Origin of the sequence: Thalassotalea sp. G2M2-11 (assembly GCF_017168195.1) — a bacterium.
Classification (GTDB): domain Bacteria; phylum Pseudomonadota; class Gammaproteobacteria; order Enterobacterales; family Alteromonadaceae; genus Thalassotalea_E.
Genome location: NZ_JADNYL010000001.1, coordinates 1081030 through 1097381, shown reverse-complemented (window position 1 = coordinate 1097381; position 16352 = coordinate 1081030). Strand labels below are relative to the sequence as shown.

Here is a 16352-nt window from a genome sequence, read left to right as displayed (position 1 = left end):
GATGATCAGCCTGATAAGTACCGGCTGATAATTAACTGCACTTCTTGCCCAAAACTTTCGAACTCGTCACGCGGCATTTTTGCTGCCTGACTGCGCAAGCTAGTGCGATGACCATAATCACGTAGTCGACAATATTGACTGATTAATGACTTCTTCTCAGCTACCGTAAGCACACCAGCTTTCGCTAATGCATCAAAAATTCGAATATTATCAGAATACTCACTGATCGATGGAAATGTTGCACTGTAATTGAGTGACAAATATTGCGCGAGGAATTCGATATCAACTAAGCCGCCAACCCCCTGTTTAATATCTATAAATTCTTCAGAAGAGCCATCAAGGTGTTCTCTCATCTTGTGACGCATTTTGACCACTTGCTCTCGCAGTTCTTGCTCATCTCGCGATAAGGCTAATACTTCTTGTCGCACTTGTTTAAAGTCATCAATTAACGATTCACTACCAAAAATGGCACGTGCTCTAACGAGCGCTTGATGCTCCCAAGTCCATGCATCTTCTTGCTGATATTGAGCAAAGGTATTGATATTAACCACCAATACACCAGAGTTCCCCGACGGTCTTAAACGCATATCCAGTTCGTATAAAATACCACTTGTCATCTTGGTATTAAAAATATGCATAATACGCTGAGCAAGTTTAAGGTAGAACTGACTAACCGCTACTGACTTGTCACCGTTGGTCACCTCATTAGGTTGACGATTATGAATAAAAACTAAATCAAGATCGGAACTATAACCTAACTCACAGCCACCTGTTTTACCATAACCTATCACCGCAAAACCTTTATCGTCACTATCAACCAATGACATTGGCACACCAAAACGCGCACTAACCTGCTGCCATGCCATATTAACGACTTCACCCACAATCGCTTCTGCCAGCGCAGTTAAATGATCGCTGACTTTCGTCACAGGCAAAACGTTAACAATATCGGCGGCGGCAATACGTAGCTGTTGAGCTTGTTTGAATTGTCGAAGCACATCCATTTGCGCTTCAAGATCATCTTCAGGTATGCGTAATAAGGCTTGCCTTAAATCGCTTTTATAACTCGATAACGCAGGGGGATTGTTCAATAATTTTGGATCGATCAACTCATCAAGTAAGATCGGGAACTTAGCGATATATTCGGCAACCCAACTGCTTTGGTCGCACAATTTAACTAAGTGGTGTAACGCCCCTTGATTTTCGTACAGTAACTCTAAATAGGCTGTCCGTGTTGTGATCTTAGTGACAACCCACATCACCCGCTCTAGCGTGAGTTCATTACCATTAATTTCAGCAATATGACTCAGTAATAATGGCATTAACTTGGCAATAACAACACGGCCACGATTGCCCAAACCACGCTTGGTTAACTCACTTTGAAAATCATGCAATAACCGCCATACTTTCTCAGCTTGCCATTGAGGTTGATATTTTGCGATCCACTGACAGGCTTCCTCATCAGTCCATTCACTTTCCCATAAAGTGATCCAATGTTGATCCTGAGTATCATGCTGAGGACTTTCCTCACCAATGAGCGACATAAATTCTTGATGCACCGCACTCGTCATCTGTGCTAAATAAGCTAAAAATCCTTGCCAGTCAGTAAAGTCTTTATTCCCTAATATTTGTAAAATTCGCGCTTGATCCAGCGGGTTTTCAGGTAAGGTTTGTGTTTGCTGATCATCCAAAGCTTGAATAATGTTTTCTACGCGGCGTAAAAAACGATATGCCTGTTCAAGGACTTGTGCACTATGGCGCGATATTTCCTGATGTTCAACCAGTAAGGGCAGAACCGTTAACAAATTTCGTCGCTGCAAAGGTTTAATGCGACCACCACGGATCAACTGAAAAACTTGTACAATAAACTCGATTTCACGAATACCACCTGCGCCTAATTTAATATTCCCTGTTAACTGCTTACGCCTTACCTCCTGAGCGATCATTGACTTCATCCGGCGCAGACTATCTATCACACTAAAATCAATATACCTGCGATAGACAAATGGCCTAAGCATGTTAGACAACTCGCCATGATACTCACCTTCACCAATAAGCCTTGCTTTTAACATGGCATAACGTTCCCAATCACGGCCCTGCTCTTGGTAATAATCTTCCATGGCATTAAATGTCAACACTAACGGTCCGCTTTCACCAAATGGTCGTAAACGCATATCAACACGATAAACAAAACCATCGAGTGTTTTTTGATGTAATGCGGTGATCAACTTTTGCCCTAAACGGGTAAAAAACTGTTGATTATCAATACTCTTTCTTGCCCCTTGTGTTTCACCTGACTCGGGATAAACAAAAATCAAATCAATATCAGATGAAAAATTTAGCTCTCTGCCCCCAAGCTTACCCATGCCATAGACAAGTAAGGGCTGTGCTTTTCCCTGTCTATTAGTGGGAACGCCCCATTTAGCCTGACAAAAGTTGGTTAGCCAACCAAGTGCAGCAAGAATGATCTCGTCGGCTAAGGTAGATAAACGCTTTAATGATGCATCCAACTCAATGCCTAGTACTAAATCGGCAAAAGCAATTTTTACCATCTGCTCTAAACGAAATAAGCGCAGTTGTTGATGAAGTTGTTCTTCCGAAGTGCAATCACTTAACCTAGCTTGCAATAAACGCGCATAATTTGGCATATCTTGTTGATAAATATCACCACTTTCAAATAAAGCAAGAACGATTTCTGGCGCTTGTAAACTTGAACGCAAGACAAAATCACTTAACGTAATTATCCGCTGAAAATCTTCAACCGTTTGTTGCTCAAATCGATCACTAAACTGCTCTGTTAACCTTGGGTATTGTTCGCTAAATTCCCGCCAACTTTTGGCTTGCTGGCTTACCAAACATGATGAAGTAAAGATTTCCGACACTTTTTCCACAACGCCCTCGATAAATAAAAATGATACAGCTAAGATAGATTACGTTAGAATATACCAATCAAACATTGGACATATTATGTCATCAATGTTATTAATAGATGATAACCATAGCATTTTTGAGGGAACTATGGCAGGAATGCACCGTATTAAAACGCTAATTATCGCTATTTGTTTGATCTTAGCTGGATGTTCAGATCCAGTACTCGAACAAATAGCCAAACAAACCCCTATCAGCGAACAACGTGTGGCTCAATTGGCTTCAGCACTTGAGCAAGGGCAAGTGCGCAATGCAAAATTGATCCGCACTTATAGTCAGAAATTACGTCAAAGTAAACCAGAGTTATCCGATTTAATCGATGAGTTTGAAAAAGATGCCACCACTCAAGGTCCTATGTATAAAGCCTTGTTGGACAGACTCAATACTGTTAAAAATCAACCACAAATGTTTAGCAGCAACCAAGCGATATACGAGGAATTACTCAATATTTATCAAGCAGCCGATCCTGTGCTTTATTCTGATGCATTAAGTGACCCATTAAACGTATTGGCCGATATGTCAGACGGTCAATTACCTCGGGTAAATGCGTTGTCAAAAGCCCAAAGCTTGCAGGCAAATAATGCGCAAGATTTTGGTGTTGGTGAACAGCTCATTGGAAACCCTAATTATGGCCAATGGCAAACAGGTAGTAATGGCATGTCTTTTTGGGCTTGGTATGGCATGTACGCTATGATGGATAACTTGTTTGATTATCGCCGTAAACGCATTTATTACAATGACTGGGGACGTTATCGCAATTACAGCTATTATAATGACTATGGCAGAACACGTTATAGCTCACCGAGTCAATTACGCAAGCAAACGGATCTAGATACTCGCACACGAAAATCTTTTGCTAGCAAAGGACAAAAATTTACCAGCGCCTACAGTAAAAGTCGTACAGGCTCCTCAAGTTTATCAGGGCAAAGTAAAAGTGCCCAAAGCAGTGCCAAACGTTTTGCCAGCTCCAGCCGAAAAAGCTCGTTCGCAAAAAAATCATCCTACTCAAAAAGCGCCAGCTTTCGAAATAGTCGAAACACGACTTCTCGCAGCTTTAGACGTGGCAAATAACAGGACGATCGCAAGGAATTTATTATGAATACATTATTTGAAATAACCGGTTTAACGACAGATTTACTTATCTTTCTCGCCATAGACATCACCATCGCCATTATTTTGCTTGGTGCAATGAAGTTTGTTTCAGGTTTATCTGCCAAAGTAAATGCCACTGATGAGCTTGCCAAGGAAGATAACTTTGCATTTGGGATCAGTGTTGCTGGTAGTGTTGCAGCGCTTGGTATCGTGTTAACGGGTGCTATCACTGGTGAGAATGCTGACAGCTACCAATTAGAAATAATCGGTATGCTTTCATACGGCTTACTTGGCCTTGTGTTAATAAAGATAGGACGCTTTATCCATGATCGTCTGGCACTGAATGAAATTAAGAAAACCGAACAAATCAAAGCAAGAAATATCACTGTAGGTTTAGTTGACGCAGCTGGCGCCATTGCCACTGCGGTGATTATTAGAGCGGTATTACTTTGGGTGCATGGCTTAACCGTCAGTACCTTTATTGCCATTATTACCGGCTTTTTAGTCGCACAAACCATGCTGATTATTGTCACCCGCTTAAAAGAGCGTCAATACGCAAATGATAATCAAAATGACAGTCTGCAAGAAGCTTTTGCTAACGGACAAGTCGCCTTAGCGATCCGTTATGCGGGACAAGTCATTAGTACCGCGCTTGCTGTGACAGCAGCCAGCCATTTTCTAATTTATAGTGCCGATGCACTTGTTTCAAACCTGATCGGTTGGTTTGTGATCAGTATTATCATGACCGCATTAGTCGCTATACTAACGGCGATTGCAAAACGTATCATCTTATGGGGCATTAACCTGTCAGAAGAAGTCGATCAACAGCACAATATCGGTGTTGCCAGTGTTGAAATGGCCATTAGTATTTCTATTGCGTTAATTTTAACAGCGTTAATGGCCTAACGAAGAGTTTTGCACACAAGCAATCAAAACAGTTCAGTGAAAAAAGCCACAAAACAGCAGCTCATCTTTAATGATGTGCTGCTTATCCTCACCATGGCGGTACTTGCCGGCTGTGGCTTGATCTATGAATATTTACTCTCCCATTACGCAGGCCGTGTGCTCGGCGTTATGGAGAGTGCTATCTATGCCATGATTGGCTTAATGATAGTCTCTATGGGGCTAGGCGCTTTTGCTGCACGTAAAATTACGTGTGCCTTTAATGGCTTTGTCTGGCTAGAATTAATTATCGCCTTTCTCGGCACCAGTGCTATTTTAATCATCGCTTGTTTAATTGCTGCGACACAATTATTACCACAAGTATTGGCTGACACGTTCAACTTACCACCAGATATACAACCACGTGGTGGATTTTTTAAACAGCTGAGCTTTTTAGCGATCAATAGCCCGTATTTCTTTGGCTTACTGTTAGGCTTTTTTATTGGTATGGAAATACCACTGATTGCCAAAATTAGAGAGCAAATTCACCAAAAGCACTTAGCCAATAATCTTGGCACTATATACGGCGCTGATTACATTGGTGCAGGCATTGGCGCCGCTATTTGGGTATTAGTACTTTTGAGTATTGATATCAGTAAGGCAAGTGCGCTAACCGCAGCGCTCAACTTAACCGCAGGTTTCGTTTTTATCTTCTATTATTGGCAAAAACTCAACTGGCGCAAAACCTTAGTGTCTTTGCATTGTGTTTTAGCGTTAATTATCGTTGTTATCTATCAGCAAGGTAATGGCTGGATGAATCAACTGAGTAATTTGCTGTATCTCGACAAAGTCATTTATACCGATAAAACACGCTATCAACAGCTCACCTTTACTGAACGGGCGATGGGCTTATATCAGCCAAGCATCATTAACTTTTATTTAAATGGTCGCTTACAATTTTCATCAAGCGATGAACACATCTATCATAGTTACCTCGTTGCTCCAGCCTTAGCGGGTTCAGCACGCCATGATGAGATCTTAATCATTGGTGGTGGAGATGGACTCGCATTAAGAGATGTACTTAAATGGCAACCTCAACATGTCACACTGATCGATTTAGACAATGAGTTATTGTCAATTTTTCAATCTCCCGAAAAACACTTACCCAATACTTTGGCACAAAGAATCAAACAGTTAAATCAGCAAGCATTATCCGCGAGCAATGTAGAGGTTATTGCCAGTGACGCATTTCTTGCTATCAATCAACTGATTCAGCAACAAAAAAGCTTTGATAGCATTATTGTTGACTTACCTGATCCCAGCCACCCGGATCTCAATAAATTATATTCTGTTAATTTTTATGCGCGATTAAAACAGCTATTGGCAGGCGATGGTTTACTCGCGATTCAATCAACCAGTCCATATCACGCAAAAGAAGCTTTTATTTCAATAGGTAACACCGTTGAAGCCGCAGAATTTAAACACGTTGAACAATACCATGATAATGTGCCAAGCTTTGGCGAATGGGGGTGGACGATTGCTGCGAAAAGAGGCTTAAGCCCCAGTCATCGATTAAAGCAATTAACGCAATTTCCTATTGAACAATCATGGCTGACGTTGCCTATGTTACTCGGCAGTTTTGAGTTCGCCCATGGCTTTTATCAAGATAAGAAAACAGTACCGATCAATTATTTAGGTAGCCACACGCTTTATCAACTGCACCAAAAGGCATGGCAAGATCAACAAGGATTAAATAGCGCCTATACACAGTAGTAAAATAGGTTAATAATATCTGTTGATAAAAATACAAATAGTTTCTTGACATATTATGTCACAGTGGTAAATTAGCCTCTAACGACATATTATGTCGTCTGATTGTCAGGATAATTCGTTGACAATCATTTGAATTAATATGAGGAATCACATGAATATTCACAAAATTGCGAATCACTTGAATACCTTAGCTGATGATTCTGAAACAGGTATGGTGTTTGACTGCCAACCTATTTCAGGTGAAGTTGATGTATTACAAATAACCGTTATCGGACGTGAAGAATTACCTATTTTTGTTTCTGTTACCGATGACCAAATACTGTGTATTACCTATTTATGGGGCACAGATGAAGTTAAACCTGCAAGCATCGATGACATGCATGAAAGCATGCTAGAAATGAACATTCCTATGCCGTTATCATCTTTTTCAAAAATTGGTGATAAATATGTGATTTTTGGCGCTCTATCAATTAATTCGACATTTGACGATATTGAACATGAACTGGCAGTTCTAAGCAATAACGCCATCGAAATAATTGATGACATGAGCGATTTTCTAGTTTAATTGACCACCTATTGGAGTTTTTATTATGAGTATTTTTAAGAAAATCATGACCGCTATCCGTGGTGGTGCAACGGAAGTAGGCGAAACCATTGTTGATGCCAACGCGACCCGAATTTTTGAACAAGAAATCCGTGATGCCGAGAATCATTTAACGAAAGCAAAACGCGATTTAACCGGCGTAATGGCACAACAAATGTCTGCCAGCCGCGAAGTTGACCGCATCAAACGTGAGATCACTGAGCATGAAGGCTATGCAGTGCAAGCGTTAGAAAAAGGCGACGAAGCACTGGCATTAGCCGTTGCTGAAAAAATTTCCGCTCTTGAGAATGAATTAAGCACTCAGCAACAAGCCTTAGACAGTTTCTCAACTAATGCTGATCGTTTAAAAGAATTAGTGAAGAAAAGTGAACGACAAGTACAAGAGTACAAGCGTCAATTATCTATGGTGAAGACGACAGAAAGCGTACAAAAAGCCACTTCTGCGATCACTGATAACTTTTCATCGAGTAACTCTAAGCTATTAAACGCCAAAGACTCTTTAGAACGAATTAAAGCGAAACAGCAAAAATTTGATGATCAAATGAAAGCGGCTGAAGTACTTGAGTCTGAAAACTCAGATTCATCACTTGAAGCAAAACTAAAAGAGGCAGGTATCGGCGCGACAGATAATAGTGCCAACTCGGTACTTGAGCGCTTAAAAGCAAAACAAAAGTAATTATTTTCACTTTTCCAACCGCACCATTTACTCCCCCCTGTAATGGTGCGGTTTTTATGGTATTAAGCTATGAGTTTTTTCAAAAAAATATTCAATAAAGAGCAAGCCGCCCGTCAAATCACCAATGTCAACGATCTAAAGGTCAACGACATTATTGTCCTCACAGATAGCTTTGCGTTACCAGAAAACTTACGTCAACAGCAATTTCAAGTAAGTGCAGTGAACAGCTATGAATATGAGCACCATACTGAAACTGAGTGGGTGTTAACCGGTAATGATGATACTGAATTATTTTTAAGCCTTGATATTGACGATAAAACCTATTTAAAATTCTCTTTGAAAATTCAACATCACGACGTTGAAAACCTGTTTGATCTCGATGAGTTTGCCACCATTTTTGATGAGCCCGGCGAGGCTTTTTTAGTTAAACAAGCCGATACTGATTTATCTCAAGGTTGGAGCGCTGAGCAATACCAACAAAGCATCTTTGCTAAAGTAGGCTACTTTCATCGCAAAGATCATCGTACGGAGCAACTGTCCAGTTACGAAGGAGCTGACGCTGGTGAACAGTTCGAGCTTTATCAATTACTTAATGAAGATCAAAGTCGTGGTATCGAACTGGAAGTGTGGCAAGATGGTGATACTGACGTATGCTTAACCTTATACCGTCCAACACATGATATTATTGATATGTACCCTGGAAGTTAACTGTGAGTAGAAAATTACCTGAGAAATGGCAATCCTCAGTCAAAGCCGTGAAAGCAACGCAAGTGGCATTTGATATGGATGAAAAAATTCAATTAGAGATCCGCAAAGAAGCGCTAGAAGATGGCTTAAGCCCGTCGGATAAAATTCGTGATATCTTAGGGCTCCCCATCAATCGACGTCCCAAACGCCCTCGCTTAACGGTCAGCTTATCGGCAGACGATTACCGCGTTCTGGCAGAAAAATATCAATTAGATGTCGATCAACAACTAGAAATTAAACGTAAATTGATGGATGATTTAATCAATTATATCAATAACAATTAAACGTTTATTATGAAAGAATCTCTCAAAACTTATACCATCGATGAATTCGGTGTTAAAAATTACAACTCTTTCTACCTGCTAATCATTACTGTCGCCGTATTATATGGCATTATTGCGCTATTATCTGTGCCACTATTTCACTTTGAGCAAGTCGCTGAAAACGGCAATATATTAACTTATCGAGACGCATTTTGGACATTGCAAATGAGTGCCAGCACCATAGGCTTTGGTGATTATTATCCTGTTACTCTAGAAGGCCGCATTATTGTTGCCGCTATGTTTTATATTGGTGTCGGGATGGTGGGTTTTGTCGGCGCTCAATTTGTTAATAAATTTGTTGGTTTTTCCGATACTAATGTGAAAAACCGCGAATTAAGAAAACAAAACCGAGATTTATTGGCGCATAACATCAAATTAGAGCAAAAAATCGACTTACTAGTAGAAAAAATAGAAAGAATTGTTGAAAAAGAAAGCAAATAGACTGTTGAATTGCCTGAACTATGCCATACTAAACACAATAAAAACAAACAGTCATGATCTATTAGGGAGTCAATCATGTTAGTCAAACATTTATCGTTTATCGCACTTATGTCATTAACTATTGGTTGTGCCAGTAACGAAGGCCTTGAGCAACAAGTCAGTTCATTGTCGAATAAAGTTGATAAATTAACCCTAGAAGTCTCTAAAATCAAAGCTCAGCAACAAAAAAATACTGATGCGTTAACTATTTTAGAACAAGCACAAGAACAAACTAACCAACGCATTGATAACGTTGCGGCTAGTTACAAGAAGTAAGATCCTATACTAACTACTGTAAATATCTATAGTCGGTATCAAGAGATAAAGTCTTAGCCTTTGCGCTAAGACTTTATTGTAATGGCACCACAATCCCATTTGGTTGTTTAATAAGCTCTGCCAATTGTTGTTGATGCTGAGGTTCTTCTCCAATAAAGCGACTAACCGCTGGAGATAATGTATCCATTGATAATGCTCCTTGTTCACTTAATGGCCGATGCACCTCAATCAATTTCTGTCCGTCACGTTCATAAGACATTTTAATGGCCTGATTAATAATACGGACTTGTGTGCCTTTATGAACATTATTAAAAAGCCATTCAATATCAGGTTCATACATACGAATACAACCGGAGCTTGCGCGCATACCAATACCCATGCGTTGATTGGTACCATGGATCAAATATTCACTGGTGCCTATACGCATCGCATACTGACCAAAAGGGTTATTCGGGCCTGCAGGAATTTCTTTGGCTAATTCTACTCCGTGTTCATCAAAATACCTTGCTCTCATCGCCTGGGTTGGACGCCAAACCGGATCTTTTCTTTTCTCACCAATATAACTTACCACTTCAGGCGTTGATAACCCCTGCCGGCCAATACCTACAGGAAAAACATAAACCAGTTGTTCACCTGGAGGAAAATAATATAAACGCAATTCTGCTAAATTAATCACTATGCCTTTTCGTTCAGCGTAAGGCAGTAGCATTTGCTTTGGGATCGTTAATCTTTGTCCGACTTTAGGCAAAAAAGGATCAACATCAGGGTTAGCAGCAATCAACGCGAGTAAGCCAACATCATGGTATTCCGCGATTGCTTGAAAATAATCTCCTGATTCCACGCGATAACTCACCGGCTCTCCTAAGAGACGAGAATCACTCGGAGGTAACGAATAAACCGTTGCAGATAGTTCACCAAGTAATGAAAGCCAACATACAAGGCTCAAAAATAACTTTGTCATTAGCTTAACCAGTAAGCCGGTAAGGCAAGTGCAGCTGTTTTGCTATGAGACAAAGCTGTTAATAAATTTTCCACCTTACTTTGTTGCCAGCGAATTATTTTTTGAATCTCCGGTTCATTGCGCTCATCTAATTTTTCTAACTGCTGTTTGATGATCCATAAACTTTGTAATTCCCGCAATCCCATCTTAATATCTAGCCATGGAATACGAAATTCAGCCCTGCTCTGCTCATTAAAGAGCTCACCAAACCAGTGCCCAGTTAATAAGCTACGGTGTAACATTTTTCGTTGAGCTAAATACTGTTCTGCATTTAAGTTATCAACTTTGACTACCTCTTTCTCCAAGGCAATCAAACTATCCGATAATTTAGTTTTAGCAAACTCAGTTACAGATCCTGCTGATGCTTGTTGAGAGAAATAATTACTACTATTGCCATCAACCACTAAGACAAGCAGTGATAGCTGTAACTGATTGAAACGCTCACTGTGTAACAATTGTTTAACCATAAGGTAATCTGGAAAATGACTTTTCTCTAGCTTTAATCGCTGGATCAATTGCTCACTGTATTCCAGTTTTTTCCGATAATTACCGGTTTTGTTCATTAACTCTCGTAGATAAATAGCATTATCAACCCAAGCAAATAATTGAATAAAATGGCTGATTTCTGCGCGTAATTCTTGTGTATTATCAGTCAAATGTTGCTCAAACAACCAAAAACCATGGCGCAATAATGATAAAATATCGACAAATTCTGCTAGCTTAGTTAATTTTTTTGTCTGTAAATAATCGGCAATGACTTGCTGCAACTTTTGTAAACAACTATCAATTCCTGATAAAAAATAACGCTGAATATTATCGCTAGCAGCTTGAATATCGAGTGACACCGTTGTCGATGGACGCCTTTGTTTAAAAAACAACTGATAGCCTCGAGCAGCCTTACTTTCTGTTCCCGCCCGCAATGAAAGGGTCGAAAAGAGAAGCTGAGCCAGAGCAAATAAATCACCACGATTCCCTGAGATTAATTCTAACTCAATTTCAAAGATAGCTAACTGTTCACCCGATGAACTGATCTCGCCCTGATCGAAAACCAGCTCAATTTCACTATCAGCAAAACTTACTTGCCATAATTCCCGAGTGAAATCGGTATTAAACAGAGGGATCAACTCTGCCTGCAATTTATCTACCTTAGTTACTTCAGGCCAAATATTGTCTGGGAATAATGATAACTCAGGAAAGGCATTGGTCATGGCGACATTATATTCAGGTCGTTGGTGTAGGCCACCAACTACTTGCCCTGCTGTTTTAATGGTCTGCTCGATAGCGCCGCCATCAATTCGGATACGTAAGCCCATATCTAACTGACGCAAGGCTAAATCAGCGGTATCGTAATAACAATTACTTAATTGTTTTACCTGATGAGTAAAAGGTAGTTGGTGCACATTCAGTAACTCAACTATTCGTTGTGCTACGTTTTCATTAAGCACTAAATATTTCAGTTCAACTTCAGTTGTCATTGTTCCCTTAAACGGAAATCGTTCAAATTTGTTTGATTATTGATTAACCTTACAAAAGCTCCTGCAATGAAGCAATATTTTTCCTTGCTATCAGTGACTCAAAGCCCTACTATTTTGCCAAGAAGTGAAGAAAAGTTTTGGTAATTCAATGAAAAGAATAAAATGTTTGCTGGCATGTACCATGTTACTCGTCAATTTTACCTCATTTGCTCAAGAATCAGATGCGCAATCAGACTATGACAATTTACCCGCTGGATATATTTCTGACGATTTATTTATTTATATGCACGCTGGGCCTGGTAATAACTACCGAATTTTAGGCAGTATCAATGCTGGTGACGAAATAAAGCTTACTGAAAAACAAGAAAATGGCTACACACAAATTGTTGATAGTAAAAATAGAACCACTTGGGTTGAAAGCAAATATGTCAGTAGCAAACCCGGTTTACGTGTCGCTATTGCCGAGTTAAATGCGAAATTAGCAGACAATGAAGATGTTAATTTACAAACCACAAACGATTTGTCAAAAGCAAACCGAGAAATTCTTGAGCTAGCTGAAAAAAATGAGCAACTGAACCAAAAGATTACCGACTTAACAAAGCAGCTTAGCCAAACACAATCACAACTTTCAACCCAAGACATGGCGATCAAAAAAGAATACTTTTTTAATGGCGCAATAGTGTTAGTGATTGGTTTATTACTCGGTTTGATCCTACCCCGCATAGCAGCGCGTAAACGCTCGAGTATGGATAACTGGCGATAATGACGATATTCCCGTGAACAGTAGTAATTATTCATGGTAAAATATCGCCCTATTTACCATGAATAATTTAACGCGCCTCATGCATATAATTTTTGACGTACGTCACCTATATTACCTTCCCCAATATTTACCTGTTTACCATACTCTGCTTAAACAACGCGCAGGTAAGGCTAGTTTTGTTTTTTATCGCGGTATCCATGATTCCATCATTGAGCAAATCATTGAACAAGAGCAGTTAACTTTCATTTGGGTTGACAACGAACAGCAAGCTACACAATTTTACCTTAAACAAAAAGCAAGTTGGGTCTTCTTCGCTAATAGCTTCCCTTTTCTTGACCAAGTTCACCAAGTTAGTCAGTCTGTTCAGCTCGGTCACGGAATTGGTCCAAAAGCCAGTTATTATACAAAATCTGATACCGCTACTAGTGTCCGCTTTGTTGAAGGACAATACCGCACCAATCGCTTTAATCAAATGTACCCAAACGATACGTTTGTCGATGTGGGTTTTTGTAAGCTTGACCCTATAATTAATAATGAAACTCAGGGTTTTGACCTTGCAAATATAGGGTTAGATATTAATAAACCTACCTTATTATATGCCCCCACATTTTACCCGAGTAGCATAGAGTGCTTTCCTGCAAATTTCCCGGCGCAATTTTCCCAATATAATATCTTAATCAAGCCTCATTACTTTTCTCTCAGCAAAGAGAAATATAAAAAGCAACGCTTACTGCTTGAGCTCTGGCAAAAATTTGACAATGTATATCTCGCGAAAGTTACTGACTACTCTCTCGTGCCTTTTTTAGCAAGCGCAGATTTGATGATAAGTGACGCATCTTCAGCATTATTTGAATTTGCAGCACTTAATAAGCCCGTCATTTGGTGTGATTTTTTGAAACTACGTTGGAGCTATCGAGGCATATTTTCTTATCGCTTTAAAAAGCGTATGGATCAAGATTACGGTGAGTATGCTGAAATTGCCGTTCATGCTAAAAAATACTCCCAATTACAAGCTCTCGTTGAACAACAAATTAACCAGCCAAAACAACTTGAAGAAACTCGCTTAGCTTTTGCAGAAAAACTAGCAGGTAAGCTTGATGGCAAAGCAAGCGAACGCATTGTGAGTTATTTACAGCAACATGCAAGTTAATTGATAATTTATCACATCGTGGCTATCGCAATCAGCTAAACATCATGTAGAATACCGGATAAATTTGTTCATCATTAGGCAAAAAATGAAAAAAATAGGTTATACCACAGGCGTTTTTGATTTATTTCATATTGGGCATTTAAACGTGCTTAAACGAGCAAAGCTTGAATGTGATTATCTTATCGTAGGTGTAACCAGTGATGAATTATCATTAGCCGCTAAAAATAAAACCCCCGTGATCCCATTTAATGAACGTTTGGAAATTGTTGAAGCAATAAAATTTGTCGATGAAGTTGTCCCACAGGTCAATTACGATAAAATGGAAGCGTGGAATAATCTAAAGTTTGACCGAATGTTTGTCGGTGATGATTGGAAAGGCACAGATAAATGGAATCAAATTGAAAAAGAATTTGCTGAAGTGGGTGTCGAAATTCTTTATTTCCCCTATACCTCACATACTTCTAGTACCAAACTACGCGAAGTACTAGACAAAATACAATAAATATCAAACCATCAAGACTTTTTATATCAATGCTCAGGTTTAATCGACTGCCAATTGCCGGATTATTTTTTGCCTTTACCTTGGCTCATGCTGAGCCTTGGGTCGATACCTCGAATATTTTTCTGCGAGCCAATATCCAGTATTTAGCTGATCTGGGCATTATCACCACGCCGACCACCAGCTATCCGTTGATGTGGCACGATATTACTCAAGATATTAACAAAGCATATCTTTCTGATTTAGATGAACAGGCTAAAGAAGCACTGATCTATGTCAGGCATCAACTCAAATTAGCAAAACGCAATCAGAAAACGTTTTCCTTTAATATCGCAAGTAAAGACAAACGCTTTACCAGCTTTGGTGAAGATTTTAGAAATCGTAACAACCTTCAAATCAGCAGTACCTTTATTGGCGATATTTTTGCCGCCAAAATTGCAACCACATATAGTTCAGCACCCGATGATGATAAAAAAGTTCGATTTGATGACAGCTATGGCGCATTTTACTTGGGTAACTGGGTTTTTTCTGCTGGTTTGCAAAACCGTTGGTGGGGCCCCGGCTGGGATACGAGTTTAAGTTTAACTAACAACGCAAGACCAATGCCGGCAATTGCGGTTTCTCGAAAATCAGCCATCCCTGTAAGTTTACCCTTTACTAACATTACCATTCCTTGGACTGTCACTACATTGCTCGGAAAAATGGATGATGATCGAGTAATATCGAATACTTTGCTCTGGGGCTTTCGTCTAAACTTTAAGCCAACCAAATCACTTGAAATAGGAATATCACGTCTAGCTCAATGGGCTGGAGACAACCGCCCTAAAGACTTTTCAACATTTTTAGATATATTAAAAGGTTTAGATAACTGCGGTGGTAATGGCCCAACCATTGAGGAGTGCGCAGCTGGAAAAGAACCAGGTAATCAATTAGCTGGATATGATATTCGTTGGTCTTCGCAACTATTTAACCAACCATTTGCGTTATATTTTACTTCATTTGCTGAAGATGGTGATAGAAAAGGCGGCCTAAGTATTTTAGGAGAAGAACGCTATCAGGCAGGTATTGAAACCAGTATCCATGCCTTAGATTACCAGTGGAAAATCTACCTAGAAGGCACAGACACTTACGCTCTTTGTCGTGATGGCAATAATGGGGATGGCACCAGCCGCATCGGAAATTGCTATTATGAACATCATATTTATCAAACAGGCATGCGCTATCAAAGCCGTACCGTCAGTAGCTTGTATGATAATGATGCAAGCTCTTTAGTATTAGGTGCTATTTCGCAATCCAATAAAAATACCCAGTACGAATATAAAATGCGCTGGTTACAGTTGAACCAAGACAACCAAGATAAAGCCCCAGAAAACCCGTTCATTGGAAATCCCTTAACTCCAGTGGCTGAAGATATGGTGATGTTTTCTGCTAAAGTTCAGCATAGTTACCGTAACTGGCGCTTTACTCTTGGGACTGACCTAAGTCGCTCTAAGTTTCATGAAGTAACGGCGAACAAAACAACTGTCAATGCCTTTGCCAAAGTTGAATATAATTTATAAATTAGCTGCTTAACTTCCTCTATTTTAAGCTAAAAACGCTATACAGAAACTGGATAAGCTAATAGTTCAAGCTCAGTGATAAAACTCAAACTTCTTACGCATGTAAATCAAGTTAACCTTTATAT

General features: G+C 39.6%; 16 protein-coding genes. 13 read left to right on the top strand and 3 right to left on the bottom strand.

Annotation, left to right across the window (positions count from 1 at the left end; translation table 11 throughout):
• Positions 1–5: 5 nt before the first annotated feature.
• Positions 6–2891 (bottom strand): bifunctional [glutamate--ammonia ligase]-adenylyl-L-tyrosine phosphorylase/[glutamate--ammonia-ligase] adenylyltransferase, encoded by a 2886-nt coding sequence (glnE, locus tag IV514_RS04710; RefSeq protein ID WP_346776896.1) that lies wholly within the window; start codon positions 2889–2891, stop codon positions 6–8.
• 127 nt (positions 2892–3018) lie between these two features.
• On the opposite strand from glnE, the gene IV514_RS04705 reads away from it, so the two are divergent.
• From IV514_RS04705 to IV514_RS04665, 9 genes are all read left to right on the top strand, one after another.
• A complete protein-coding gene (locus IV514_RS04705; protein ID WP_206484027.1) occupies positions 3019–3999 on the top strand; it encodes a hypothetical protein in 981 nt (326 codons plus the stop codon).
• A gap of 24 nt (positions 4000–4023) precedes the next feature.
• Positions 4024–4926 carry a DUF350 domain-containing protein gene (locus IV514_RS04700; protein WP_206483729.1) on the top strand — a complete coding sequence of 301 codons (903 nt, stop codon included), beginning with the start codon at positions 4024–4026 and terminating at the stop codon, positions 4924–4926.
• A 36-nt stretch (positions 4927–4962) separates the two neighbouring features.
• Positions 4963–6675, top strand: a complete 1713-nt coding sequence (locus IV514_RS04695; protein WP_206483728.1) for a polyamine aminopropyltransferase — start codon at positions 4963–4965, stop codon at positions 6673–6675.
• Between the two features lie 151 nt (positions 6676–6826).
• A complete protein-coding gene (locus IV514_RS04690) occupies positions 6827–7240 on the top strand; it encodes a DUF2170 family protein (RefSeq protein WP_206483727.1) in 414 nt (137 codons plus the stop codon).
• Between the two features lie 25 nt (positions 7241–7265).
• Complete coding sequence (locus tag IV514_RS04685) at positions 7266–7955, top strand: PspA/IM30 family protein (protein ID WP_206483726.1); 690 nt, start codon at positions 7266–7268, stop codon at positions 7953–7955.
• 69 nt (positions 7956–8024) lie between these two features.
• Positions 8025–8663, top strand: a complete 639-nt coding sequence (locus IV514_RS04680; protein WP_206483725.1) for a hypothetical protein — start codon at positions 8025–8027, stop codon at positions 8661–8663.
• 2 nt (positions 8664–8665) lie between these two features.
• The gene (locus IV514_RS04675) at positions 8666–8986 is read left to right on the top strand and encodes a hypothetical protein (RefSeq protein ID WP_206483724.1); all 321 of its coding nucleotides are present in this window, start codon (positions 8666–8668) and stop codon (positions 8984–8986) included.
• 9 nt (positions 8987–8995) lie between these two features.
• Positions 8996–9466 carry a two pore domain potassium channel family protein gene (locus IV514_RS04670; protein ID WP_206483723.1) on the top strand — a complete coding sequence of 157 codons (471 nt, stop codon included), beginning with the start codon at positions 8996–8998 and terminating at the stop codon, positions 9464–9466.
• A gap of 75 nt (positions 9467–9541) precedes the next feature.
• Positions 9542–9781 (top strand): LPP leucine zipper domain-containing protein, encoded by a 240-nt coding sequence (locus IV514_RS04665; protein WP_206483722.1) that lies wholly within the window; start codon positions 9542–9544, stop codon positions 9779–9781.
• A 73-nt stretch (positions 9782–9854) separates the two neighbouring features.
• Here IV514_RS04665 and IV514_RS04660 read toward each other — a convergent pair whose 3' ends face one another.
• Both IV514_RS04660 and IV514_RS04655 read right to left on the bottom strand, forming a co-directional pair.
• Positions 9855–10742, bottom strand: coding sequence for a L,D-transpeptidase family protein (locus IV514_RS04660; RefSeq protein WP_206483721.1), 888 nt, complete (start codon positions 10740–10742; stop codon positions 9855–9857).
• Entirely contained in the window at positions 10742–12256 is a 1515-nt protein-coding gene (locus IV514_RS04655) for a CYTH domain-containing protein (RefSeq protein ID WP_206483720.1), read from the bottom strand. The genes IV514_RS04660 and IV514_RS04655 overlap by 1 nt, the downstream gene beginning before the upstream one ends.
• A 148-nt stretch (positions 12257–12404) precedes the next feature.
• Between IV514_RS04655 and IV514_RS04650 the strand changes: the two genes are divergently transcribed.
• The 4 genes from IV514_RS04650 to IV514_RS04635 all read left to right on the top strand — a co-directional run bounded on the left by IV514_RS04650 (position 12405) and on the right by IV514_RS04635 (position 16227).
• Positions 12405–13019, top strand: coding sequence for a TIGR04211 family SH3 domain-containing protein (locus IV514_RS04650; RefSeq protein ID WP_206483719.1), 615 nt, complete (start codon positions 12405–12407; stop codon positions 13017–13019).
• A gap of 79 nt (positions 13020–13098) precedes the next feature.
• Positions 13099–14169: a CDP-glycerol glycerophosphotransferase family protein gene (locus IV514_RS04645; RefSeq protein ID WP_206483718.1), complete on the top strand. Its 1071-nt coding sequence runs from the start codon at positions 13099–13101 to the stop codon at positions 14167–14169.
• A gap of 85 nt (positions 14170–14254) precedes the next feature.
• On the top strand, positions 14255–14671 hold the full coding sequence (locus IV514_RS04640; protein WP_206483717.1) for an adenylyltransferase/cytidyltransferase family protein: 417 nt from the start codon (positions 14255–14257) through the stop codon (positions 14669–14671).
• Between the two features lie 29 nt (positions 14672–14700).
• Positions 14701–16227: a capsule assembly Wzi family protein gene (locus tag IV514_RS04635; protein ID WP_206483716.1), complete on the top strand. Its 1527-nt coding sequence runs from the start codon at positions 14701–14703 to the stop codon at positions 16225–16227.
• Positions 16228–16352: the final 125 nt, after the last annotated feature.